Source organism: Pengzhenrongella sicca, assembly GCF_017569225.1.
GTDB classification, from domain to species: Bacteria; Actinomycetota; Actinomycetes; order Actinomycetales; family Cellulomonadaceae; genus Pengzhenrongella; species Pengzhenrongella sicca.
Genome location: NZ_CP071868.1, coordinates 4,243,141 through 4,265,744 on the forward strand (window position 1 = coordinate 4,243,141; position 22,604 = coordinate 4,265,744).

General features: G+C 69.5%; 19 protein-coding genes and 1 pseudogene. 8 read left to right on the top strand and 12 right to left on the bottom strand.

All coding sequences use genetic code 11. From position 1 onward, the window contains the following. Positions 1–12 precede the first annotated feature (12 nt). Positions 13–2,415, bottom strand: coding sequence for a beta-xylosidase/alpha-l-arabinosidase (locus tag J4E96_RS19430; RefSeq protein ID WP_227423667.1), 2,403 nt, complete (start codon positions 2,413–2,415; stop codon positions 13–15). 287 nt (positions 2,416–2,702) lie between these two features. Here J4E96_RS19430 and J4E96_RS19435 point away from each other — a divergent pair, with 287 nt between their 5' ends. The 3 genes from J4E96_RS19435 (at position 2,703) to J4E96_RS19445 (ending at position 7,008) form a co-directional block, all read left to right on the top strand. Next, on the top strand, positions 2,703–3,785 hold the full coding sequence (locus J4E96_RS19435) for an acetylxylan esterase (protein ID WP_227423668.1): 1,083 nt from the start codon (positions 2,703–2,705) through the stop codon (positions 3,783–3,785). A gap of 20 nt (positions 3,786–3,805) precedes the next feature. Further along, the gene (locus J4E96_RS19440) at positions 3,806–4,807 is read left to right on the top strand and encodes a LacI family DNA-binding transcriptional regulator (RefSeq protein WP_319637713.1); all 1,002 of its coding nucleotides are present in this window, start codon (positions 3,806–3,808) and stop codon (positions 4,805–4,807) included. Positions 4,808–4,929: 122 nt separating this feature from the next. Then, positions 4,930–7,008 (top strand): hypothetical protein, encoded by a 2,079-nt coding sequence (locus tag J4E96_RS19445; RefSeq protein ID WP_227423670.1) that lies wholly within the window; start codon positions 4,930–4,932, stop codon positions 7,006–7,008. A gap of 129 nt (positions 7,009–7,137) precedes the next feature. On the opposite strand, the gene J4E96_RS19450 is transcribed toward J4E96_RS19445, so the two are convergent. The 5 genes and pseudogenes from J4E96_RS19450 to J4E96_RS19470 all read right to left on the bottom strand — a co-directional run bounded on the left by J4E96_RS19450 (position 7,138) and on the right by J4E96_RS19470 (position 10,531). After that, entirely contained in the window at positions 7,138–7,545 is a 408-nt protein-coding gene (locus J4E96_RS19450) for a VOC family protein (protein WP_227423671.1), read from the bottom strand. Between the two features lie 101 nt (positions 7,546–7,646). After that, entirely contained in the window at positions 7,647–8,129 is a 483-nt protein-coding gene (locus tag J4E96_RS19455) for a helix-turn-helix transcriptional regulator (protein WP_227425842.1), read from the bottom strand. 90 nt (positions 8,130–8,219) lie between these two features. After that, a pseudogene (locus J4E96_RS20235) lies at positions 8,220–8,345 on the bottom strand (HTH domain-containing protein); the annotation flags it as partial. Between the two features lie 169 nt (positions 8,346–8,514). Next, positions 8,515–9,660: a glycerol dehydrogenase gene (locus J4E96_RS19465; RefSeq protein ID WP_227423672.1), complete on the bottom strand. Its 1,146-nt coding sequence runs from the start codon at positions 9,658–9,660 to the stop codon at positions 8,515–8,517. A gap of 10 nt (positions 9,661–9,670) precedes the next feature. After that, complete coding sequence (locus J4E96_RS19470; protein ID WP_227423673.1) at positions 9,671–10,531, bottom strand: helix-turn-helix domain-containing protein; 861 nt, start codon at positions 10,529–10,531, stop codon at positions 9,671–9,673. Between the two features lie 194 nt (positions 10,532–10,725). Between J4E96_RS19470 and J4E96_RS19475 the strand changes: the two genes are divergently transcribed. From J4E96_RS19475 to J4E96_RS19485, 3 genes are read left to right on the top strand one after another with little or no spacing between them, the layout of a single operon-like run. After that, entirely contained in the window at positions 10,726–11,763 is a 1,038-nt protein-coding gene (locus J4E96_RS19475) for an amidohydrolase family protein (RefSeq protein ID WP_227423674.1), read from the top strand. After that, complete coding sequence (locus J4E96_RS19480; protein ID WP_227423675.1) at positions 11,760–12,506, top strand: iron-sulfur cluster assembly protein; 747 nt, start codon at positions 11,760–11,762, stop codon at positions 12,504–12,506. The genes J4E96_RS19475 and J4E96_RS19480 overlap by 4 nt, the downstream gene beginning before the upstream one ends. Beyond that, the gene (locus J4E96_RS19485) at positions 12,503–13,534 is read left to right on the top strand and encodes an NAD(P)-dependent alcohol dehydrogenase (RefSeq protein ID WP_227423676.1); all 1,032 of its coding nucleotides are present in this window, start codon (positions 12,503–12,505) and stop codon (positions 13,532–13,534) included. The genes J4E96_RS19480 and J4E96_RS19485 overlap by 4 nt, the downstream gene beginning before the upstream one ends. A 60-nt stretch (positions 13,535–13,594) precedes the next feature. Here the strand turns inward: J4E96_RS19485 and J4E96_RS19490 are convergent, their stop codons facing one another. Together J4E96_RS19490 and J4E96_RS19495 are read right to left on the bottom strand one after the other, a co-directional pair. Then, on the bottom strand, positions 13,595–14,230 hold the full coding sequence (locus tag J4E96_RS19490; protein WP_227423677.1) for a class I SAM-dependent DNA methyltransferase: 636 nt from the start codon (positions 14,228–14,230) through the stop codon (positions 13,595–13,597). 224 nt (positions 14,231–14,454) lie between these two features. Then, a complete protein-coding gene (locus J4E96_RS19495) occupies positions 14,455–15,123 on the bottom strand; it encodes a TetR/AcrR family transcriptional regulator (RefSeq protein WP_227423678.1) in 669 nt (222 codons plus the stop codon). A 105-nt stretch (positions 15,124–15,228) separates the two neighbouring features. Here J4E96_RS19495 and J4E96_RS19500 point away from each other — a divergent pair, with 105 nt between their 5' ends. Further along, complete coding sequence (locus J4E96_RS19500; RefSeq protein WP_227423679.1) at positions 15,229–16,164, top strand: SDR family NAD(P)-dependent oxidoreductase; 936 nt, start codon at positions 15,229–15,231, stop codon at positions 16,162–16,164. Between the two features lie 30 nt (positions 16,165–16,194). Here the strand turns inward: J4E96_RS19500 and J4E96_RS19505 are convergent, their stop codons facing one another. Together J4E96_RS19505 and J4E96_RS19510 are read right to left on the bottom strand one after the other, a co-directional pair. Then, positions 16,195–17,352, bottom strand: a complete 1,158-nt coding sequence (locus J4E96_RS19505) for a MalY/PatB family protein (RefSeq protein ID WP_227423680.1) — start codon at positions 17,350–17,352, stop codon at positions 16,195–16,197. A 212-nt stretch (positions 17,353–17,564) separates the two neighbouring features. Further along, positions 17,565–18,812 carry a YibE/F family protein gene (locus J4E96_RS19510; protein WP_227423681.1) on the bottom strand — a complete coding sequence of 416 codons (1,248 nt, stop codon included), beginning with the start codon at positions 18,810–18,812 and terminating at the stop codon, positions 17,565–17,567. A 243-nt stretch (positions 18,813–19,055) separates the two neighbouring features. Here J4E96_RS19510 and J4E96_RS19515 point away from each other — a divergent pair, with 243 nt between their 5' ends. Continuing rightward, complete coding sequence (locus J4E96_RS19515) at positions 19,056–20,132, top strand: YibE/F family protein (RefSeq protein WP_227423682.1); 1,077 nt, start codon at positions 19,056–19,058, stop codon at positions 20,130–20,132. A gap of 59 nt (positions 20,133–20,191) precedes the next feature. Here the strand turns inward: J4E96_RS19515 and J4E96_RS19520 are convergent, their stop codons facing one another. Together J4E96_RS19520 and aztD are read right to left on the bottom strand one after the other, a co-directional pair. Continuing rightward, complete coding sequence (locus J4E96_RS19520; protein ID WP_227423683.1) at positions 20,192–21,028, bottom strand: metal ABC transporter substrate-binding protein; 837 nt, start codon at positions 21,026–21,028, stop codon at positions 20,192–20,194. A 157-nt stretch (positions 21,029–21,185) separates the two neighbouring features. Then, a complete protein-coding gene (gene aztD, locus J4E96_RS19525; protein WP_227423684.1) occupies positions 21,186–22,487 on the bottom strand; it encodes a zinc metallochaperone AztD in 1,302 nt (433 codons plus the stop codon). Positions 22,488–22,604: the final 117 nt, after the last annotated feature.

Below are 22,604 nucleotides of genomic sequence, written 5' to 3' on the forward strand. Positions count from 1 at the left end.
GATCTTGGACGCTCACGGGACACTCACCTCCTCTTCCTCGTGCACTGGTGACACCGCGGTGACCTTCGCCGCGCTGACGAGCTGCCGGTCGTAGCCGACCTGCCTCTGCGCGCCGACGAGGCGCAGCGGAAGTACCGCGTGCACGTCGGCGCTGGATCGCGCGACCCGGAGCTCAACGTCGCCCGGCTCGACGATGCGCTGGCCGTCGAGCCCGGTGAACGACGTGTGGTCCGAGTGGACGGTGAACGTGACGCACGCGCTCTGCCCGGCCTCGAGCGCGACGCGCGCGTAGCCAATGAGCCGCACCACCGGGCGCGTCACCTGGGCGACGGGGTCGTGCAGGTACAGCTGGACGATGTCGGTGGCCCTGCGAGGGCTCGCGTTCGAGACGGTGAGCTCCACCTCGACGCTGGCATCGACGGCCCACTCGGGCGTCTCGGCGTCGGCCGTGGCGCAGCCCGCACGCGGGACGACCCGTGCCGGGCCCCACCGGACGGGGTCGTAGCCGAGGCCGTGCCCGAACGGGAAGGCGGGGGTCGGGTCGATGTTCGAGACGCCGGACTTGTGGCCCAGCGCGGGTGCGAGGTAGGTCGACGGTTGGCTGCCGGGATCGCGCGGGACGCTGACGGGTAGCCGGCCGGACGGGCTGATCGCCCCGGTGAGGATCTCCGCGATGGCGCGTCCCCCGAGCTGGCCGGGGAAGAAGGCCTGCACGATGGCCGCGGCCTGCCCGGTGAACTCGCCGAGCGCGTAGGGGCGCCCGGTGAGCAGAAGCAGTACGACCGGGGTGCCGGTCGCGAGCACCGCGCGGACCAGGTTCGCCTGAACGCCCGGCAGAGAGAGGTCCGCAGCGTCGCACCCCTCCCCCGAGGTGCCGCGGCCGAAGAGTCCGGCGCGGTCCCCGACCGCGACGATGCACACGTCCGCGTCCTGGGCGGCGGCGACGGCGGCGCCGAGCCCGCTGCGGTCGGGATCGCTGACGTCGCAGCCGCGCGCGCACGTCACCTCGGGGTGCAGGACGCGCAGCGCGCCGACCACCGAGGCGATGTCGAGGCCGATCGGCAGCTCGGGGTGCTGGACGCCGACGTGCGCGGGAAAGGAGTAGCAGCCGAGCATCGCCATCGGCTCGTCCGCGAGCGGGCCGACGACGGCGACCCGGGCAGCGGGTGCGAGCGGCAGAATGCCGTGCGGGTTGGTCAGCAGCACGACCGCTTCCCGGGCGAGCCGTAGCGCGACATCGCGGCTCGCGGGGGAGTCGAGGTCGATGCGCGCCACAGTGGCCGGCCCGGGTCGCCAGCTCTCGTCCAGCAGCCCGAGCTCGGCCTTCTGTGCGAGGACCCGGCGGAGCGCCCGGTCGACCAGCGCCTCGTCCACGGCGCCAGCGCGCACGGCCTGCAGCAGCGGCTCGCCGTAGGCGTCCACGGTCGGCAGCTCGACGTCGATGCCGGCGCGCAGTGCGAGCCCGGCGGCAACGGCGGCGTCACCCGCTACCCCATGCAGCGTCTCGAGGAATCGCACGGCGAAATAGTCCGCGACGACCGTGCCCTCGAAACCCCAAGTGTCGCGCAGCAGCTCGGTGAGCAGGCGGGGATCGCCGGCGACGGGGACGCCATCGATCTCCGCGTACGAGTTCATGACCGAGCGTGCACCGCCGAGTCGCAGCGCAGCCTCGAACGGCGGCAGGATGACGTCGGCGAACTCACGGGGGCCGATGGCGACGGGTGCGAGATTGCGCCCGGAGCGCGAGGCAGAGTAGCCAGCGAAGTGCTTGAGCGTGGCGATGATGCCGGCGTCCTCAAGGCCGCGGACGTACGCCGCGCCGACGGTGGAGACCAGGTACGGGTCCTCGGAGATCGTCTCCTCGGTCCTGCCCCACCGATAGTCCCGGGTGACGTCGAGCACGGGGGCGAGACCCTGGTGGACCCCCACCGACCGCATCGACGCCCCGATGAGCCCAGACATCTCCGCGACCAGGTCGGGGTCGAACGTCGCCCCCCAGGACAACGGCACGGGGTACGCCGTCGCGCCCCAAGCGGCGAAGCCTGCGAGGCACTCCTCGTGGACGAGTGCCGGGATCCCGAACCGGTTCGCTGCGACGATCGTCGACTGGAGGTCCGCCAGCGCAGCTGCGCCCGCGATCGGCTCGATCGGGGCGGTGCCGAACGGCCGGGTGAGCTGACCGAGACCCTGCTGGATCAGTGCATCCCAGTCGAGCGGGCCTCGGCTCATGGTCGATTGCATCGGGGCGACCCCTCCACCAACGGGGTTGGCGCCGACCCACACGCCGACGAGCTGGGCGAGCTTCTCCTCAAGGGTCAACCGGGGCACGAGGTCATCGGCCCGCTGAGCGGGGGACGCGAGCGGATCACGCCAGATCTCGCCGCGGGACACCGCTGCCTGCGTCAGGGCATTCATTGGGCCTCGTCATGGTGTCGGTCCACGGTGTTGCGTGCCCGCTGGCCCGGCCGAAAATACCGGAACACCCTCTACACACCGTCGTGGAGAATCTCGAAACTATCGGCAACTTTGGCGAAAATGTTCGATCCAGCCGAAAGTAGCTGCCACCTCGAACGAAGTCAATTGGGCCAAACGATTCGCCCCGAGGTGTCCTGATTAGGAAAATCGCTCCGCCGCTTCGCAGGAGAAGTTAGTTCGTGGTGGTACTCTCGGGCCGAAAGTTTCGCCAAAGCAGAGGAACGTTCATGGCCGAGTTCGACATGCCGATCGACGAGCTCCGGCGCTACCGGCCGCAGGTGGCTGAGCCCGACGACTTCGACCCGTCGTGGGCACGCACGCTGACTCAGGCCCGGCAGCACCCTTGCCTCCTAGCCGTCAAGCCGGTCGAGAACCACCTCACGCTCGTGGACTCCTGGGACGTCACCTTCGCTGGCTACGACGGCCATCCGATCAGGGCGTGGTACTCCCGCCCCGCACGCCACGGGACCGTCACTGGCAACGACGCCGGATCTGACGACGCACAGCCGCTCCCGGCGGTGGTCGAGTACCTCGGCTACGGACGCGGACGCGGGCTCCCGCATGAGCGCACCACCTGGGTGAACGCCGGGTACGCCCACCTGCTCATGGACAGCCGAGGCCAGGGCGGCCAGTACGGCAGCGGAGGCGACACGGACGACCCGGTGGGTTCCGGACCTGCGGGGCAGGGGTTCCTCACGCGCGGTATCGCGAGCACATCGACCCACTACTACCGGCGCCTGATCACAGACGCCGTGCGCGCAGTCGACGCCGTCCGGCAGCTTCCGGGCGTGGACCCGGCTCGCGTCGCCGTCGTCGGCAACAGCCAGGGAGGCGGACTGGCGCTCGCGGTCGCTGGCCTAGCCGACAACCTCACGGCGGTCCTCGCGAGCGCCCCGTTCCTGTGCCACCCGCGGCGCGCGCTCGAGCTCACGGAGCAGGACCCCTGGGGTGAGGTCATGCAGTACCTCTCGGTCTTCCGCGACGCCGTCGACGCGACGTTCCGAACCCTCTCGTACGTCGACGGTGTGAGCTTCGCTCGCCGGGCGACCGCCCCCGCGCACTTCGGGGTCGGGCTGCGCGACTCGATCTGCCCGCCGTCGACCGTGTTCGCGGCCTACAACCAGTACGGCGACGCCGTGACCCGCGCCGACGTGGCCGACTCCGGGCCGGCGCACTCGATCGAGGTCTATCCGTACAACCATCATGAGGGCGGCGAGGCGCACCACGTACGGCGCCAGCTCGAGTGGTTGCGCGCCGTGCTGCCGATCGACGCGCCTGCGTGCACGATCGAGAGCGACGGACTGCGATGAGCACCGTGGAATCCCCACCGATGACCATCTCGAAGATCGCTCTCGCCGCGGGCGTCTCGGTGCCGACCGTCTCCAAGGTGCTCAACGGCAGGGCCGACGTGTCCCCGGCCACCCGGGCCAAGGTCGAGGCGCTGATCGAGGAGCATGGGTACCGGCGGCGCCGGGCGGCGGTGACCAAGGGCTCGGGCATGATCGACCTGGTCTTCCACGAGCTCGGAAACCTCTGGGCGCTCGAGATCATCCGCGGGGTCGAACGGGTGGCCCGAGAGGAGGGGCTCGCGGTCGTCCTCGCCGAGTGCGAGGGAGGCACGAGCCCTCGGCAGGAGTGGCTCGACGGCGTGCTGGCGCGCAGGCCGAAGGGCGTCATCATGGTGTTCTCCGACCTGGACCCGTCTCAGCGGCGCCAGCTTGAGGCCCGCAACATCCCGTGCGTCGTCGTCGATCCCACCGGAGAGCCGACCGGCGACTACCCTGCGATCGGCTCGGCGAACTGGAGCGGCGGACTCGCCGCGACGCGGCACCTCTTGGAGCTGGGGCACAAGCGGATCGGTGCGATCGGCGGCCCCGAATGGGTCTGGTGCAGCCGCGCTCGCCTCGACGGCTTCCGGGCGGCGCTTGAGCATGCGGGGCTCCAGGTCGACCCCGAGCTGATCCGATACGGCGACTTCCATGTGGAGCGCGGGTACGAGCATGGCCTGAGCCTGCTGGGGCTCGACGACCCGCCCACGGCGATCTTCGCCGGGAACGACCTGCAGGCGCTCGGGCTGTACAAGGCGGCCCGCGAACTCGGCGTGCGCATCCCAGACGACCTGTCGGTGGTCGGGTACGACGACTTGTCCGTCGCCGAGTGGATCGGGCCCGCCCTCACGACGGTTCGGCAACCGCTGCTCGAGATGTCCCTGCAGGCGACGCGCCTCGTGCTCAGCTTGGCTCGCGGCGAGCACCCGCAGAGCACCCGGATCGATCTGGCGACGACCCTCATCGTGCGCCAGAGCACCGCGCGGGTCGCGTCGCCGTCCTGACAAGTTCGACCAGGCCGGACGACCACGGTCGCACCCGTGACGCCACGGTCCTTGACGTCCAGGACGCTTTCGCAGCCTGCTCGTGACCAGGCATTGAACCGAACGGAAGGGCATTCGCTGACATGCTCGACACGATCGAGATCGACGACGGGGTTGAACTCGCGCTTCGGGCCCGTTGCGCGGACGCGACGGCGTCGACCGCATATGTGAGCGTGCTCGACCACGGTTTGGAGTGCGAGACCGCCGTCGTCGGCGGTTCGGGTGCTCCGGCCGATCCCTACAGCGTGACGGTTCACGTAGCCAATCGGCGGAGCGGACCGTGGCGTGGCGTCCTCCACGCCGAACTCACGTTCAGGTGCGACGAACCGCGGTTCTTCCTGCCGGCATTCATGTACGGGCGCAATCGTGGCGAGGCTCCCCAGGGAGGGAAGATCGAGTTCCCACGCCTTCGGCGCGAGAGGGTCGAGCGCCCGTCCTCGTCATGGTGGATGGTTCGCAGCGATCGGCTGTCGCACCCGGCCGCCCTCATGCGCGACCGCGATCGAGTGGTCGGGCTCAGTGCGGCCCCCTACCTGGTTCAGGTCGACGGTCTGACCAGGCAGATGACCCCGAGCGACCCGGCGGAGGCATTCCACCAGTTCGCGGGCTTCACCTGTTCGCTCGAGCGGGGCTCTGTCGGGTACACGCTCGGGTACGAGAATGCCCCGCTCATGTTTGTGAACTCCGCGATCGTCCACGAGCGTGCGCCGTTGGGCGAGAACGTCATCGAACTGGCACCGGGCGAGGAGCTTCGTTTCACCGTCCAGGTCTACAGCTATGACTCCCCTGGTGCGCTCGGCGTCAACCGAGCCCTAGAGCAGGTCTACTGGCGCTACCACCAGGCGCCTCGGGCAGGCAGCTCTCCCGAGGTGACGGTGCGTGACCTCGCCTCGGCCGTCCACGAGCATGCCTGGCTCCCCGAGCTGAGCGCCTATGCGGGGTTCGTCTTCGAAGAGGAGACGGGCGGGCATCGGGCCAACGAGCTGCTCTCGATCAGCTGGACCAATGGCCTCGTCGTGGCCACGCCGATGCTGCTCGCCTCGCTTCGGCTCGGCGAGGAGGGCATGCGTGCGCGAGCTTTGGCATGCATCGACAACATCGTCGAGAACTCCCGTAACCCGGCCTCCGGGCTCCCGTACGACTCCTACGCGGACGGTCGTTGGCGCGTCGACGGATGGTGGTTCGACGGCGTGAACGCCCGCGGCCACTCCGGATACATTGTTGGCCAGGCGCTCTATCTCGTCCTGAAAGCCCTCCAGTACGAGCGTGAGCTCGCCGGAACGGCGCATGAAGCCTGGGAGGCCTTCGTCGGTCAGGCGCTCCGCGTGGTCGAGGCTGCCACCAATAGTGACGGCGAGTACCCGTACATGCTCTCGGAATCGACCGGTGCAGCGCTGGAGTACGACTCGTTGGGCGGTGCCTGGTGCCTAGCCGCCGGCGCCTACCACCGCTGGCTGACCAATGATCGTCGTGGCCTCGAGGCGCTCCTGGAGAGCGAGGCCCACTATCACCACGCCTACATCGAGCAGATGGAGTGTTACGGCGGCCCCTTGGATACCGACAAGGCGGTCGACTCGGAAGGCGTCGTCGCGTACATCAAGGCTGTGCGCTACCTGCACGCGTTGACCAAAGATCCGGTGCTTCTGGACCATCTGCGGGACGCATTGGACTACGAGTTCTCCTTCCGGTTCGGATACAACACGCCGGTTCAGGTCCCACCCCTGTCAACGATCGGCTGGTCGAGTTGCGGGGGCACTGTCACGTCGACTGCCAACCCCCATGTGCATCCGATGGGCAGCACGCTGATCGGTGAGATGTCGTACTACCTCGCCCACAAGGACGACGGCTACGTCACGCGGCGCCTCGAAGACGCGGTGGCGTGGGGCAATCAAACCTATAACCGCTATGACCGCGAGTTCGATCACGGCCTCAAGGGCTGGATGTCGGAGCGCTTCTGCCACAGCGAGGGCTTGCTGAAGCAGACCTACCCCGACGGCTCGCTGGCGAGTACCTGGTTTTGCCTGATGCCCTGGGCGAGCGGATGCATCCTCGACGGCCTGGTCGGCGACTACTGGGATATGGCAGGGGTCGCGGCAGGGGTCGCTCGTAGCAACGACGAGGCGCCTTTCGGAGCCGCTTCCGGGCCGGGGATCCGCCTGTGACCGGGGTGGGAAGCTTGATCCGCAGGGGCTGTGTCGCCGTGGCGGATGTTCGTGCGAGCGGGGTAGCCGGCTAGCCGTGACAGTTCAAGCCCATCATTGATCGACGTGAACCAGGTAGCGCCGGTCTAGTCAACGAGGCGTGTCGGCGAATTTGGCGATCGCGGGCACGGTGACCGGCGTGAAGAGGTTCACGAGGGTTCCGTCTGGGTCCCGAACGAGCAATGAGCGGTTCCCCCACGGCATGGTCGTGGGCGCCTGCACGATCTCGATCGGGTCGTCTGCGACGGAGTTGAACACGGCGTCGACGTCGTCAACAAGGAGCTCGATGATCGCGGTGTGATTGTCGGCGGGACGGGCAGAGCCCGACCCGAACAGCCCGACGGTGGCGGTGCTGCCGATGGCGAGGGTGCCATGGGGGGTGCGCAGCTCCGCGAACTCCGGAGTCGGACGTTCGGCCGCCATTCCCGTGATGCGCTCGTAGAAGCCGACGAGTCGAGGCACGTCGTCGGTGATGAGGCGAACGGAGACGAGGTTCATGGGGAATAGTCCTTCGGATGCGGTGGTCCTCGCGGACATCCGCGAAGACCACCATCGTGGCGACCTTCCACGACAACCCTCTGTCGGTGTTTCCACCCATCTCAAAGAAGCGTGAGCGTGCGGAGGTCTCCCTCGGGGACCTGGATCTCCTCGGGGCGCACCGCGCGACGCGGCGCGGTCTCGGCGGTCGCGGTGACCCGGTCGACCCTGTCGAGGCGAAAGGCGCGGAGCCCACCGCGCAGGCGGCACCAGCCGAGCAGGTACCAGGCGGTCGTCGATCCGACATAGCCGACGGGTTCGACGTCCCGGATCGTGGCGCGGCCCTCCCTGTCGGTGTACCGCAGCCGCAGGACTCGCCGTGCGGACACGGCGTCGGTCAGCACCGCCGGAACAGGAGGCGGGCCAGCCTCACGGCCGATGAGATGAACTCGCAACGCGAGGTCGTGCGCTGCGGATGCATCGCCGTCCTGCATCGCGGCAAGAAGCTTCCGGAGGGCGGTGCCGGCAGCGCTGTGAAACGGAGTGCCCTCGGTTCGATGGAGCGCGACGGCGACTGCGACCGCCTCGTCCGGGCTGAAGTTCACCGGCGGCAGCGTCCGGGCTCGGTCCAGGCAGTAGCCGCCGCTCCGGCCCGGCTCAGCCCAGATGGGTACCTCCGACTGCTGGAGTGCACCGATGTCTCGTTCGATCGTGCGTCGACTCACGTCGAACCGGTCCGCGAGCCAGGTCGCACTCCTCGGACGTGGCGCGACGGCGCGCAGCTCCTCCACGATCGCGTACATCCGGCCGGTCCGGTTCATCGAGTGACCCTACGGCGCGTCGGGCCGACGGAGGAAGCCGGGACGAATCGTCGTCGCCGTCGTCCCCCATCACCTGCGCAGGCGACCGACCCACCCTCGCCCACCGGCCCCCAGCACGTAGGAGCTCGGGCGCGTCCGCTCACCGATTGAGCGAGGGCGGGCGGATGGGTCAGTGGCGCCCCGTGTACGGCACCGGCGCCGGGAGCTTCGCCTCGGCGCGCACGGTGACCGCGAAGCGCTCGATCGACGCGAGCGCCGCGGCGACGTCGCCGCTGGCGACCTCGAACGGCATCGAGTGGATGGTCTCGCCCGCGACCGTGGCCGCGTCGGCAACCGTCTTGAGCGACTCGGCGTCGTCGGCCCGCAGGCCGACCTCCGTCAGCGTCGTCGGTAGCCCGACGCGTGTGGTGAACTCGATGAACTCGCGGAGGTCGCTCGTCGGTGCGCCCTCGAGCACGAGCTGCGTGATCGAGCCGATGTTGACCTTCTGCCCGTGGGCCAGACCATGCGTCCCCGGCACGGCGGTCAGTCCGTTGTGAATGGCGTGGGCCGCGGCCAGCCCGCCGGACTCGAAGCCCAGCCCCGAGAGCAGGGTGTTCGCCTCGATGACCCGGTCGACGGCTGGGGTGACCAGGTGGTCCCGCACGGCGTCGATCGCCGGCAGTGCGTTCTCCCAGAGCACGTCCCAACTGAGCTTGGCCAACGCCGTGCCGGTCACGGTCGGGAGCCCGCCGGCCATGGTGTTGGAGTTCGACCGCGACGTGGCACGCGCCTCGAGCCAGGTGGCCAGTGCGTCGCCGACGCCGGCGATGAGCAGCGAGACGGGCGCGTTGGCGACGATCTGCGAGTCCACCAGCACCAGGTCGGGATTGCGCGGGAAGAACCGGTACTCCTCGAACTCGCCGGTCTCGGTGTAGATGACGGCCAGCGCGCTCGTCGGGGCGTCGGTCGACGCGACGGTCGGGCAGTTCGCCCACCGGATCCCGGCGAGGTAGCCGGAGGCCTTGACCGCATCGATCGTGCTCCCGCCGCCGACGGCGACGGCGATGTCCGAACCGGTCTCCTTGATGATCCCCACGAGCCGGTCGACCTCCTTGGCGCTGGGGATGCCGTTGAAGTTCACCCGGTTGACCGGAAGGTCTGCCGCCTTGAGGGACGCCTCGATGTCGTGGCCCACAAGGCCCCAGACGAGGTCGTCGGCCACGATCAGAGGAGTCGATCCGAGCTGCGCCAGGAAGCTCCCGAGCTGATGGATGGCGCCCTTGCCTTGCACGTACCGGGCCGGGGAGATCACCGTTCGAACGGTCTGCACCATGTCTTGCTCCTTAGGTCGGTTCTGTGTGCCGGGCCACGACGGTGTGGGGCCGGATGCCGTACCGCTTGATGCGCCGAAAGATCGTGGCGCGAGAGATTCCGAGGTCGTTCGCCGCGTCGGCCACGCTGTCCGGGTTCCGCTCCAGCGCGAGAGCGATCGCGTCACGCTCGATGACCTCGAACCGGGTGAGCCGCGGACGGCGATCCCCCGGAAGGGTGCGCCCCTGGGAGACCACGTGCGCCTCGATGTTGGCGGAGGTCTGGACGGCGACCGCGAGCAGGAGCCCGGTGCCCGACGACGACCACGTGGTCAGGCTGATCGCGCCGATCACCGCGCCGGTGGCAAGGTCGTGGATGGGTGACCCGGCGCAGGTGTACCCCATGAGCTGCGCTGAGTAGTGCTCGTCGCCGGCGACCAGCGTGAGCCGGTCGTCGGCGAGCGCGAGACCGAAGCCGTTCGTACCCACGGCCGCCTCGGAGTAGGTGGAGCCCGGCGCGAGCGCGACCTCGTCGAGGGATCGCAGGACCGCCGGATCGCCGCACTCGCGCGACAGAACCAGGCCGGTCTCGTCGCACAGCATGACGCTGACCGGCTCGTCGGCGAGATGCGACCAGAGCGCACTGAGGACGGGGCGCGCCGCCGACATCAGCGGCGACTCGTCGTCGAACTCCCCGTCGACGGGAACCTCGAGGTGCTCGATCTGCAGGCCCCCGGCGGCCGAACGCGCCCACGACGCGCGGATCTCCGGACGGACCGGGGAGCCAGCCCCGCCTCGGCCGAGCTCCAGCGCGAGGGACTCACGATCGGAGGCCGCGCGGTCACGGGGCGAACCGGGTTCGCGCGCGAGGACGGGTGATCCACTCCCAGGCATCGTCGCCTCCTCGTGCGGGTCGCGAACACCGGAAGGCCGGTCCGCGCCGATCACGCTACACACGGCCCGCAGGTGTGCCTAGGCCAGTGGGGGTCTCACATTGAGACGCGGTTTGGGCTGCTTTGCGAGGTCCCGCAGCAGTTCAATGGGCATTGCCCGGCAACGCCGCCGTGGCGGCCACTTGAGGAGACGGCATGTATTCGAAGGATGGCGAGGACTACTTCATCGTCGATGCTCACGTGCACATGTGGGACGGCTCGGACGAGAACCAGCGCAACGTCCACGGCAAGCAGTTCATCGAGTGCTTCTACGACTACCACCGGAACCTGTCGCCCGCCGAGTACGTCTGGGAGTTCAAGAAGTACCAGAAGTACACCGAGCAGGACTTCATGACCGACCTCTTCGGCAACGGCTACGTCGACCACGCGATCTTCAACCCCGCGGCACTCACCGACTTCTACGTGAACGGCTTCAGCCGCGACCTCGCCTGGGACATGACCCAGCGCAACCCGGGCCGGCTCACGTACAACCACAACTGGGACGCGCGCGACGGCGAGGTCGGTCTGCGCCAGCTCGAGGAGGACGCCGCGAAGTACGACCTCAAGGGCGTGAAGATCTACACCGCCGCCTGGCACGGTGAGAGCCGCGGCTTCAAGATGAGCGACCCGTGGGCGTACAAGTACCTCGAGAAGTGCGCCGAGCTGGGCATCAAGAACATCCACATCCACAAGGGCCCGACGATCCTCCCCCTCGACCGGGACGCCTTCGACGTCGCCGACATCGACCACTGCGCGACGGACTTCCCGCACCTCAACTTCATCGTCGAGCACGTGGGCCTGCCGCGGCTTGAGGACTTCTGCTGGATCGCGACGCAGGAGCCGAACGTCTACGGCGGGCTCGCGGTCGCCATTCCGTTCATCCACACCCGCCCGCGGTACTGGGCGCAGATCATCGGCGAGCTCCTGTACTGGCTGGGCGAGGACCGGATCCTGTTCAGCTCCGACTACGCCCTGTGGCAGCCGAAGTGGCTGATCGAGAAGTTCGTCGACTCCCAGATCCCCGAGGACATGCAGGGCGAGTACGCGCCGATCACCGTCGCGCAGAAGAAGAAGATCCTCGGCCTGAACGCCGCTCGGCTGTACCCGCACATCGAGGTCCCGGCCGCGCTGCGGCTGCCGGAGCCGGCCGGGGCCGAGACCGGCGTCGCGGTCGGGGCTGAGGTAGGGGCGTGACAATCGCCGTCGTCACCTGGAAGGAGGTCGACGCCGCCCTGTCCACGGTGATCGACCCCGAGCTGGACGAGCCGATCACGGACCTGGGCTTCGTGACCGAGCGAGTCGTCACCGGCGGTGACGTGCTCGTCCGGCTGCGGCTGCCCACCGCGTTCTGCTCGCCGAGCTTCGCCTACCTGATGGCCTCCGACGCCGAGGACGCCATCGCCCGCCTGCCGGGCGTCGCCAGCGTGCGGGTGCTGCTCGATGACCATCACGACTCCGACCGGATCAACGCCGGCGTCGCCGCGAGGAACGGATTCGTCGCGGCGTATCCCCGCGAGGCCGCGGGTGAGCTCGACGAGCTGCGCAAGGTCTTCCAGGTGAAGGCCCATGCGGCGTACATCGAGCGCGCCTGCACGGTGATGCTGCGCGAGTACGGCTGGGAGGTGGCGGACCTCGGCCGGCTGACCTTCGGCGACCTGCCGACCGAGGGCGTCCGGGAAGGCCTCGGAAGGCGGCGATCCGCGCTCGGGCTGGACACCTCGACGGACTCCCTCGTGATGGTGGACGCGGACGGCACCGCGTGGCCGGCGGACCGCATCGAGCTCCGCCTCCGGTTCGCGAAGGCGATCCGGATCTCTATCGACGGAAACGCCCACTTCTGCCGAGGTCTGCTCCGCACCCGGTACCCCGAGTCGGCCGCCGACCAGCGTGCCCGCGCACAAGACGCCACCCCCCACGAGAGAGTCGAGGCATCATGAGAGCCGTACGCGTCGTCGAGTACCACAAGAACCTCGAGCTCGTGGAGCTCCCTGAGCCGGAGATCACCGGCCCGCTCGACGTGATCGTCAGGGTCGGCGGCGCCGGGGTGTGCCGCACCGACCTGCACATCCTGGACGGCCAGTGGGCGGACAAGTCCCAGGTGGCCCTGCCCTACACGATCGGGCACGAGAACGCGGGGTGGGTGCACGCCGTCGGCTCGGCCGTGACCGGCGTCGTTCCTGGCGACAAGGTGATCCTGCACCCGCTGCGGACGTGCGGTCAGTGCCGCGCGTGCCGGTCCGGGGACGACGTGCACTGCGTCGCGAGCGAGTTCCCCGGCATCGACACCGACGGCGGCTACGCCGAGTTTCTCAAGACCTCCGTCCGGAGCGTCATCAAGCTCGACAACTCTCTCGAGCCAGCGGACGTCGCGGCCCTCGCGGACGCCGGCCTGACCGCGTACCACGCCGTGGCGAAGGCGAACGCCCTGCTGCGGCCGGGCCAGTTCGCCGTCATGATCGGCGCTGGCGGCCTCGGCCACATCGGGGTCCAGGTGTTCAAGGCCATCAGCGGAGCCTCGCTCATCGTCGTCGACCGCAACCCGGACGCGCTGGCCCTCGCCGCCGACCTCGGCGCCGATCACACGGTGCTCGCCACGGCCGACGGCGACCACGTCGCCCAAGTCCTCGCGCTGACCGGCGACAACGGGGCCGAGGCGGTGATCGACTTCGTCGGCGAGGGTGGCGCGACTGCCGAGGGCGTGCGCATGCTGCGCCGCGCCGGCAGCTACTTCGTCGTGGGGTACGGGGAGAACATCAACATCCCCACGATCGACATCATCTCGACGGAGATCAACTTCGTCGGCAACCTCGTCGGCAGCTACAACGACCTCGCCGAGCTGATGGCGCTGGCGGCCCAGGCCAAGGTCACCCTGCACACGAGCAAGTACGCCCTGGCCGACTTCCAGTCGGCCCTGGACGACCTCGACAACGGCCGCGTCCGGGGCAGGGCGATCCTGGTTCCCTAGGTGACCGGGCGGGTCCGTGCCTCGTGCGCCACCACACCCCGGCGGGCGCGGACCTCGTGGTCACGCCCGGTCCGCCAGCAGCACGCCGTGCTGCCGGTCGGGCCGGGCGGGATTCGGGCGGGTGTGAGCGTGCCGGACCACGAACCCGGCGTTCTCGACGTGCTGGGTCAGCTCGTCGACCGGCCACGAGTAGGCCGTCGTGAACGCGTGCGGGAACGGCTCGAGCCGGGCGCTCGCAAAGAACCCGAGGACGAGGGTGCCGTCGTCCCGCAGGCAGCGCCGGAACTCGTCCAGGACGGCGGGCACCCGCACGGGCTCGAGATGGATCAGCGAGTACCAGGCCAGGATCCCGGCGGCATTCTGGTCGGGCGTGCCGAGGGCGTCGAGGCGAGCCACCCGGTAGGACGCCGTCGGGAAGCGCGTCCTGGCCAGCTCGACGAACGCGGGGACGAGATCGACGCCTTCGACGTCGGCCCCGAGCTCTGTCAGCAGGTGGGTCCAGTGCCCGGGGCCGCAGCCAGCGTCGACGAGGGGGCCACGGCAGCGCGCCGCCCACTCGGAGATGAACCGGACGTCGAGGGGATCCATCGCCGAGATGGAGCCGAGCGCCGCGGCGTACTCGGCTGCACGCTCGGAGTACGCGGCCCTGACGACGTCGTCCGCTGACGGCGCCCGCGACGGAGGTCTGTCGGCCATCACGAGGCGGACGTCCAACTCGCGTTCGAGGGCGAGGGATCGGTCACAGAGGCTGACTGTAGGTCGTCAGGCGGCTGGTCTGGGACGCTGCCGCCCGGCGACGCCGCCATCGTTCATTCTTGAGCTGTGGTCCGGATCGGCGCCTCGCCCTCACACATTCGAACCACAACCGGATCGAGCCTGGGCGCGCCTCGTCGATCAGCGCCGCACGACGACTCAACCGGTCAGGGGCGGGGTAGCACGCCCAGGAGGGTCGCCGTCAGGGCCAGCTTCAAGGAGTCCCTCAGGTCCAGGTGGAAGCGGGCCAGGTCGGGCTCGGCCTCGTAGGCCGCCTGCAGGCTGGGCGGGGGCGTGCTGTAGGCCGACAGCGCGCCGGCCATGACCATGGTTTGCAGGCTGAACAGTGCCGCGTTCTCGCCCAGCTCCGGCAGGTACTCCTGGACCAGGGCGGTCATGGTTGTCAGGCGGTCCAGAGAGGCGCGCTTGTAGCGCGCGACGACCTCGACGGAGACGTTGTGCTCCAGCACACTGCCCTGGGCGCCAAAGAGGTCGCACAGCACCGCTCGCCCGGAGAGCGAACGGCTGAGGATCTCCGCCACCGCTGCCGCTCGCTCGGCCATCGGGAGCTGTTCGTCGATGCCAGCGGCGGCCAGCTCGCCCGCCAGTTCCGTGAGCCACTCCTGCACGAAGTGGTCCAGCAGTTCCAGCAGCACCGCCTCGCGAGATTCGAAGTAGCGGAGCACATTCGGCTTCGCCAGGCCCACGCGGCGACTGAGCTCGTTCAGGGTGAGCTCGGCCACGGGCATCTCGTCGAGCATCGCCGACGCCATGTTGAGGATCGCCCGTCGGCGGATCTCCCGCTGCTCTTCGGTTCGCGCCCGCTGGAACGTCACATTCGCCAGCCTAACTTAGGTACCTGCGGTACGTTGACAACATACCGGTAGTACCTTAATGTCGTCGACACAAGATACCTTCGGTACGTTAGTGGGGAGCCTGACATGAGCGAGCAGTGGACGACGGCGAGCATTCCGGACCAGCACGGGCGGGTAGCGGTGGTGACCGGGGCCAACACCGGGCTGGGGTATGAGACCGCGGCGGCGCTCGCCGAGCGCGGGGCCTCCGTGGTGCTCGCCGTCCGCAACGTCGCCAAGGGCGAGCAGGCCGCGGCCCGCATGACCGGCGACGTGACCGTGCAGGCGCTGGACCTGACGTCGCTCGACTCCGTCCGGACCGCGGCGGCGGCGCTGAGGTCCCGGCACCACCGGATCGACCTGCTGATCAACAACGCCGGCGTGATGTACACCCCGAAGCAGACCACCCGGGACGGCTTCGAGATGCAGTTCGGCACCAACCACCTCGGCCACTTCGCGCTCACCGGGCTGCTACTGGACCTGATGCTGCCGGTGCCGGGCTCGCGCGTGGTGACGGTCAGCAGCGCCGGCCACCGCATCCGGGCCGCGATCCACTTCGATGACCTGCAGTGGGAGCGGTCGTACGGCCGGGTCGCCGCCTACGGGCAGTCCAAGCTGGCCAACCTGATGTTCGCGTATGAGCTACAGCGCCGGCTTGCCACTCACGGCACCACCATCGCGGTGGCCGCGCACCCCGGTCTTTCCAGCACCGAGCTCGCCCGCAACTCCCCCGCGGCCCTCCGGCTTCCGCTCACCTGGCTCGCGCCTCTGATCAGCCAGACGCCGGCGATGGGCGCCCTGCCGACCCTGCGCGCCGCCACCGACCCCGCCGTGCTCGGCGGCCAGTACTACGGTCCCGGCGGACGCTTCGAGGTCACGGGCCACCCCCGGCCGGTCACCTCCAGCCCGGACTCGTACGAGGTGGCAGTCCAGCAGCGGCTGTGGTCCGTCTCCGAAGACCTCACCGGGGTCACGTTCCCCGTCGGGTCGGCGTCGGTTCAGTCGGCCCGGCGCGAGGCGTGAGTTCGGCGCAGCACCGGGTCGCCTCCCGGCTCAGCGCACGGAGAGCGCCTTCCCCATGGCTTCGATCGTCTGCTCCATGATCGGTCGAGGCGTGGCGAAGTTGTACCGGACAAAACCGCGGCCGGCGTCGCCGCACTTGGCCCCGTCGGTCATCGCGACCCCGGCGTTCTTCATGAAGAAGTCGGCGGCCGGCTCGCCGAGGTCGAGTGCGCGGAAATCGAGCCACGCCAGGTAGGTCCCCTCGGGCGGCGTGTAGCCCACGCCGGGCAGGTGCTGCCGGACGAGGTCCGCGAGCGCGAGCCGGTTGCCGTCGAGATAGGCGATGACCTGGTCAAGCCACCCACCACCGGCCGTGTAGGCGGCGGTGTTGGCAATCACGCCGAGGTTGGCTGCGCCGTGCTCGGCCATCGTGCCGACCGCCGCCCACACCTGCATGTCGGCGTCGTTGGACAGGATGATCTGGGCGCACTTCATCCCCGGGAGGTTCCACGCCTTGGAGGCCGAGGTGGCCGTCACGGTGTGGCCCGCGGCGACGGCGGAGACGGACGCGTACGGCGTGTGCGCACGCCTGGGGTAGACCAGCGGGGCGTGGATCTCGTCGGCGAACACCCGGCCGCCGTGCCGCTCGACGATCTCGGCGATCGCCTGCAGCTCGCCGGGCTCCAGCACCCGGCCGACCGGGTTGTGCGGGTTGCACAGGACCAGCAGGTTGCCCCCGGCCCTGAAGGCCGAGTCGAGGGCATCGAGGTCATAGACGTACCTGCCGTCCTGCACGGCCATCGGCACCTGGATGAGGTCGCGGTCCAGCGCGCCCGGCACGGTCAGGAACGGCATGTACGCGGGGGTCGGGACGATGACGGCGGAGCCTGGTGCGGAGAAGTACCGGATGGCGACCTCGAGGCCGGAGATCACGTCGGCCAACGGTCGGACGTTGTCGGCCGGCACGACCCACCGGTACCGGTCCCGGGCCCAGTTGCTGAAGGCGGAGGACATGCGCCTCGCCACGGCTGGCGGCAGGTATCCAAACCCGCCGATCTCGACGGCGGCGTGCAGCGCCTGGGTGATCGGCGGCGCGATCCCGAAGTCCATCTCCGCCACGAACGCGCCGATCTTGTCCGGGAACGTGCTCCACTTCAGGCCACCGATCTCGCGCAGGTCCTCGATCTGGACCTCGTCGAAGTGCGTCATCCGGGTCACCTGGTCGCAATCTGGTGGAGGTGCCGGGGTACCGGCTCAGCCTGAGCACGTGCGCGGAGCGGAAGCCTGGTCACCATAGGTCTTCCGATTCACGACACAGCAGAGCGGGCCCCAAGCCGGGTCTCTCGAGGACGTCTTCCTCATGGTCTCAGGGAGTGCGCCGATTCTTGTCGAGCGGCGGGGCCGCGAGCCGCCTGCGCGGCTCAGTGCGCGTGGCCGGAGTACTCGTCCTTGGCCTCGCGATGGCGTGCGGAGTGCCGCGCCCCCGCCCCGGCAGCTGCGGGGGCGGCGCTGACGATCACCGCGGCGATCAGCGTGGTCAGGGGGATCGCGAGCACAAGCCCGATCGACCCGACCAGGGTGCGGACCAGCTCCTCGGCGAACTCGCCGCTCGTCAGGGTCTGCAGCAGCGGGAGCTGATAGAACTGCAGCAGCAACAGGACCGGCAGCGCGGCCCCGCTGTACGCGAAGGCGATCGTGTAGACGGTCGAGGCGATGTGGTCGCGGCCGATGCGCATCCCGCTGACGAACAGCTCCCGGCGCGTCGCCAGCGGCGCCGAGGCGCGCAGCTCCCACACGACCGAGGCCTGGGTGATGGTGACGTCGTTGAGCACCCCGAGCCCGGCGAGCATGATCCCGCACAGGAAGAGCGCACGAAGGTTCGGGGCCTCGGTGAGCTGCGCGAGCTGGTAGCCGTCCTCTGTGGCGGTGCCGCTCAGGTGAGCCGCGGACGCGGCGAGCGCACCCAGCCCGGCGGTCAGACCCAGGCCGGCCAGGGTGCCGAGCAGCGCCGTGGTGGTACGCCGTGAGAAGCCGTGCGCCAGGTACAGGACGACGAACATGATGGCGCTGCTGCCCACGAGCCCCACCGCGAGGGCGTTCTCCCCGCGCAGGATCGCCGGCAGCATGAAGGTGGCGATCACGACGAACGCCAGCGCGAGCCCGATCAGGGCACGGGCTCCGCGCACGCCCGCGACGGCGACGACGACCACGGCGAACGCGCCTGCCAGCAGGCCGAGGGGAAGGCTCCGGGCGAAGTCGTGCCACGCCCACGTCTCGGGCTGGCCGCTTGTCGCGGTGTATCGCTCGAGGACGATCGTCGACCCCTCGCGCAGCCCCAGCGATGGCCCGTTCGCCGGCGCCCACACCTCGACGGTTCTGCCCGACGCGTCACCTGAGGTCACCCGCGCCTGCGCCGAGAGGCACGTGACGCTCTCGGGGACCGTCCCGTCGGGGAGCCGATCCTCGCTCGTTCCCTCGCAGCTCTTGCGGGTCAAGGAGAGCACCGTCGCGGTCGGGTACTGGGTGTCCACGACGACCACTTCACGCCCGCCCTGCACCGCCCCGTGCGGCCACAGCGCAACAAGCCCGACGATCGTGGCGAGCGCGAGCGGCAGGAGGATCGCTGCGAGGAGGGTCGTGATGCGATCGGGTCGTCGTCTGGTCGCCACGAGCACCGATTCTGCCCGCCTTTTGCGATGCCGACACGCCACCCAGGTGAGGTGCGCACACAGCCTGACGGGCGATGCTTGGCCTCGATGAGCGAGTCAACGCGTCACGGTAGCCACGGCCACGGCCACGGCCCGGCGCCGCGAGCCTCGCGACGCGTGCGACTTCTCCTCGCTGCGGCGCTTCTACCGGTCCTGCTTGCAACCGTGCTAGGCCTTGTCGCTCTGTGGCCTACCGGGGAGCCGGTGCTCGGCACCGTCCCGGTCACCGTGGGAGCAACCCAGATCATGCAGGCAGAGGTCACCGCGCTCCTGCCGGAAGGCGTCGGCGACGGGGTCGGCGGCGTCACCGCCCGGCTCGAACAGACAGGCAAGAGCGTCAAGGTTCAGGTCACACCGGAGTACCTGGCCTCGGGCCTTGGGTCGGGCGACCGCATCAAGGTGGTCTACATCCCCGAGGCCGAGAGCATGACGATCGGCACCCCCTACATCTTCATGGACTACGTGCGGTCGGTGCCGATCGCTGTTCTCGGAGTCTTCTTCGCGGCGTTGGTCGTGGCCGTGGCGCGTTGGCGCGGACTCGCGGCACTGGTCGGACTCGGCGTCGCACTGACGGGAATCGTCACCTTCACGCTCCCCGCCCTGCTGGCCGGCTCAAATGCGCTCGCCGTCGGTCTCGTGACCGCTTCGGCGGTGATGTTCGTCGTGCTCTACCTCGCGCACGGCTTCTCCGCGCGCACCACGACGGCGCTGCTCGGAACGGTCGTCGGCCTCGCGGCCACAGGAGCGCTCGGCTACTGGGCGTCCGACGCCGCCCACCTGACCGGATTGAGCGACGAGGTGGCGCTGCAGCTTCCTGCGTACGCTCCCGAGCTCAGCCTGCGTGGAGTAGTCCTGTGCGGGCTGATCCTGGCCGGCCTCGGGGTGCTCAACGACGTGACGATCACCCAGTCCTCCGCCGTCTGGGAACTGCGCGCGGCCGACCCGGCGGCGAGCCGACCCGCGCTGTTCGCCCGCGCGATGCGCATCGGCCGCGATCACATCGCCTCGACGGTCTACACGATCGCGTTCGCGTACGTCGGCGCGGCGCTCCCGTTGCTCCTCATGGTCGCGCTGCTGCAGAACTCCTTCATCGACACGCTCACCAGCGGGGAGATCGCCGAAGAGGTGGTCCGCACCCTCGTCGGGTCCATCGGGCTTGTGCTCGCGATCCCCATCACGACAGCGGTCGCAGTGCTCGTCGCCTGCGCAGACCAAGTCACTCCGCCACGCTCACCGGCAGCGGTCGCGCCGGTAGGTGTGCCCGTGGCGCCCCGCGTGTGACCAGGCGCGCGAGCTCGCGCGCCTGGTCGCGACCGCGAGCCTCGCAAACCCCGCATTCCCTACCCGGTGCAGGTCAAGCCGCCGCGCAACGACTCAAGATTCGCGCGCATCGTCCCCAAGTAGTCCACTGCGTCGTCGGTATGTCCTTCGATCGGGTCGAGGACGGCGGTGCGAACACCGAGATCCCCCGCGAGCACCGTGGTGACCTTGGGGCTCACGAGGACCTCGAAAAAGAGGGTCTCGACGCCGTTCTGCTCCACGACGGCTCCGACCTCACGCAGGCGCGCCGGGGACGGCTCGGCAGCGGGGTCAATGCCGGAGATCCCGACCTGTACCAGGCCGTACCTTCGCGCGAGGTAGCCGAACGCCTCATGGCTCGTGACCAGGGTCGCGCCGGCGCAGTGCGCAAGGCCGACCGCGAACTCCTCGTCGAGTGCGTGAAGCCGGGTCTCGAGGTCGTGAGCCCGGGCCGCGAAAGCGCCGGCGGAGGCCGGTTCGAGTTCCGTCAGCGCGTGCGCGACGTCGTCACCGACCTCGGCGAGAAGGGTGGGGTCGAGCCAGAAGTGTGGGTCGCTGGCCAGTTCCGAGGTGTCGTCGCGGCTCCCGGTACCGGCTGCGACCACATGCTCCGGTTGCCGCGCGGCGACGGCCTCATCCGTCGCGGCCTGGAATCCGGGAAGGTAGGCCACGAGGTCAACCTCCCCGACGCGGCGTACCTGAGCGGGGGAGAGCGCAACGTCGTGGGGCTCCGCCCCGGGTGGGGTCAGGCTCGTCACGTCGACCCGGTCGCCGCCGACCTGCTCGACGACGTACTGCAGCGGGTAGAACGCGGCGAGCACCTCGAGGCGGTTCCCGTCAGGTTGTGCTGCCGGGACGCAGGCAGTGACCAGCGCCATCGCGCAAAGTGCACAGACAGCGGTGACCCAGGCGCGGGCGGCGCGCGGTCGGAGCGTGAGCATGGTGTTCCTGAAGGTCGAGGGCAGGAGGTGCCCACTGGTGAACGTCAGCGCCTTCCCGGTGTGACGGCCCCGGAGAGCCGTCACACCGGACAGGTCAGTCGGTGTGCTCGCCTTCGCCGTGCTCGTCGTCGGACACTGCTGCCGCTGCGCCCGAGACTCCGGTGATCTCGTTCGGTGTCTCAGCCAGTTCGACGCTGTTCCAGATCTCCCCGGTCTCGATGTCGACCGCGTACAACGTCTTTGCCGAGGGATCGGTGATGTACGCCGTGCCGTCGGCCACGAACAGCGCGGGCCTCGGCGCCTGCCATTCCAAGGGCTCTTCCCACGCCTCAATCACCGGAATGGACCTGACCAGCGTCTTGGCCTCCGGATCGATCACGTGCAGCTGGCCATCGGTGCCGAGCACCAGCGCCTCGCCACCCGCGCCTCGCCCGAGCGAGCGGAAGCTGTAGCTCGAGGGAAGGTCGACGAGGGAGAGCTGGGCGGTGCGGGTGTCGATGAGAGATACGCGGGTCGGGCGCTCGAGCTCGGCGTCCGGATCCGTCTTGTAGTCGCCGAGGTTGACCGGCGAGGCCTCGCTGCCGGCCTGGTTGCCGATCCGACCATAGGGGTCAGGGCTGGTCACCTTGGTGATCGTCGCCTCCTGGTAGATCAGCACGCCGTCCTCGCAGCCGATCACGACAGTCTCATCAGCTGCCATTGCCTCGCCGTGCACGCCAGGGCACTCGTCCGAGCGTGCGATCTCGGCGTTGTTCGCGTCCAGCACCCGGATTCCCGTCCGGGCTTCCTCGGTTCCTTCGGAGACGACGAGGCGGCCGTCCGCCAGCTCGACAGCGACACCGTGGTGCGCGCTCGGCGTCGTGTACTCGCGCACCTCACGGTCGCCGTCAGCGACGGTTCCGGAGTCGTAGACGACGACGTTGCCGGTGCCGTCATCGAACAGCGCGGTCCGACCCGCGTGGACGACGACGTGCCCGGGCTTCTCGGCGCCGAACGCCGCGTTCGTCAGGGCCGGGTCGGCCGTGTAGTAGTGGCTGTGGTCGCCATGCGGCTCGGCCCACGTGCCGGCGTCGAGCACCTGGAACGCGCCCGCGGTCGAGACCAGCACGTGCTGGCCATCACCTGCCGAGTTGATCCGGTTGAACCCGTCGAGCTCGAGCGTGGAGATGGTCTCGAGCGTTGTCGCATCGAGCACCTCGATCCCGCCGTCGAACGTCAGCAGCAGTCGAGGCGTCGTCGCCGCCGCCTCGGACGCCTCGCCTCCAGACTCCCTGTCGGGGGTCGGCTCAGTGGCCGCTGAGGTGTCCGAGTTCACGGAGGAGCAGCCGCCGAGAAGAACCAGGGGCAAGGCAAGACCAAGGACGGCGTAGCGCTGGCCAAGAGTTGGACGCTTCATGCTCACGCTCATGTGTACGGCGGGCGCCGCTCGCCGAGGTCGGCGTCGGCACCCTCTCCCTTCGGGTAAGCCACCGGGTTGGTCGGCTGAGGTCCGCAACTTACCAGAGAACGAGAA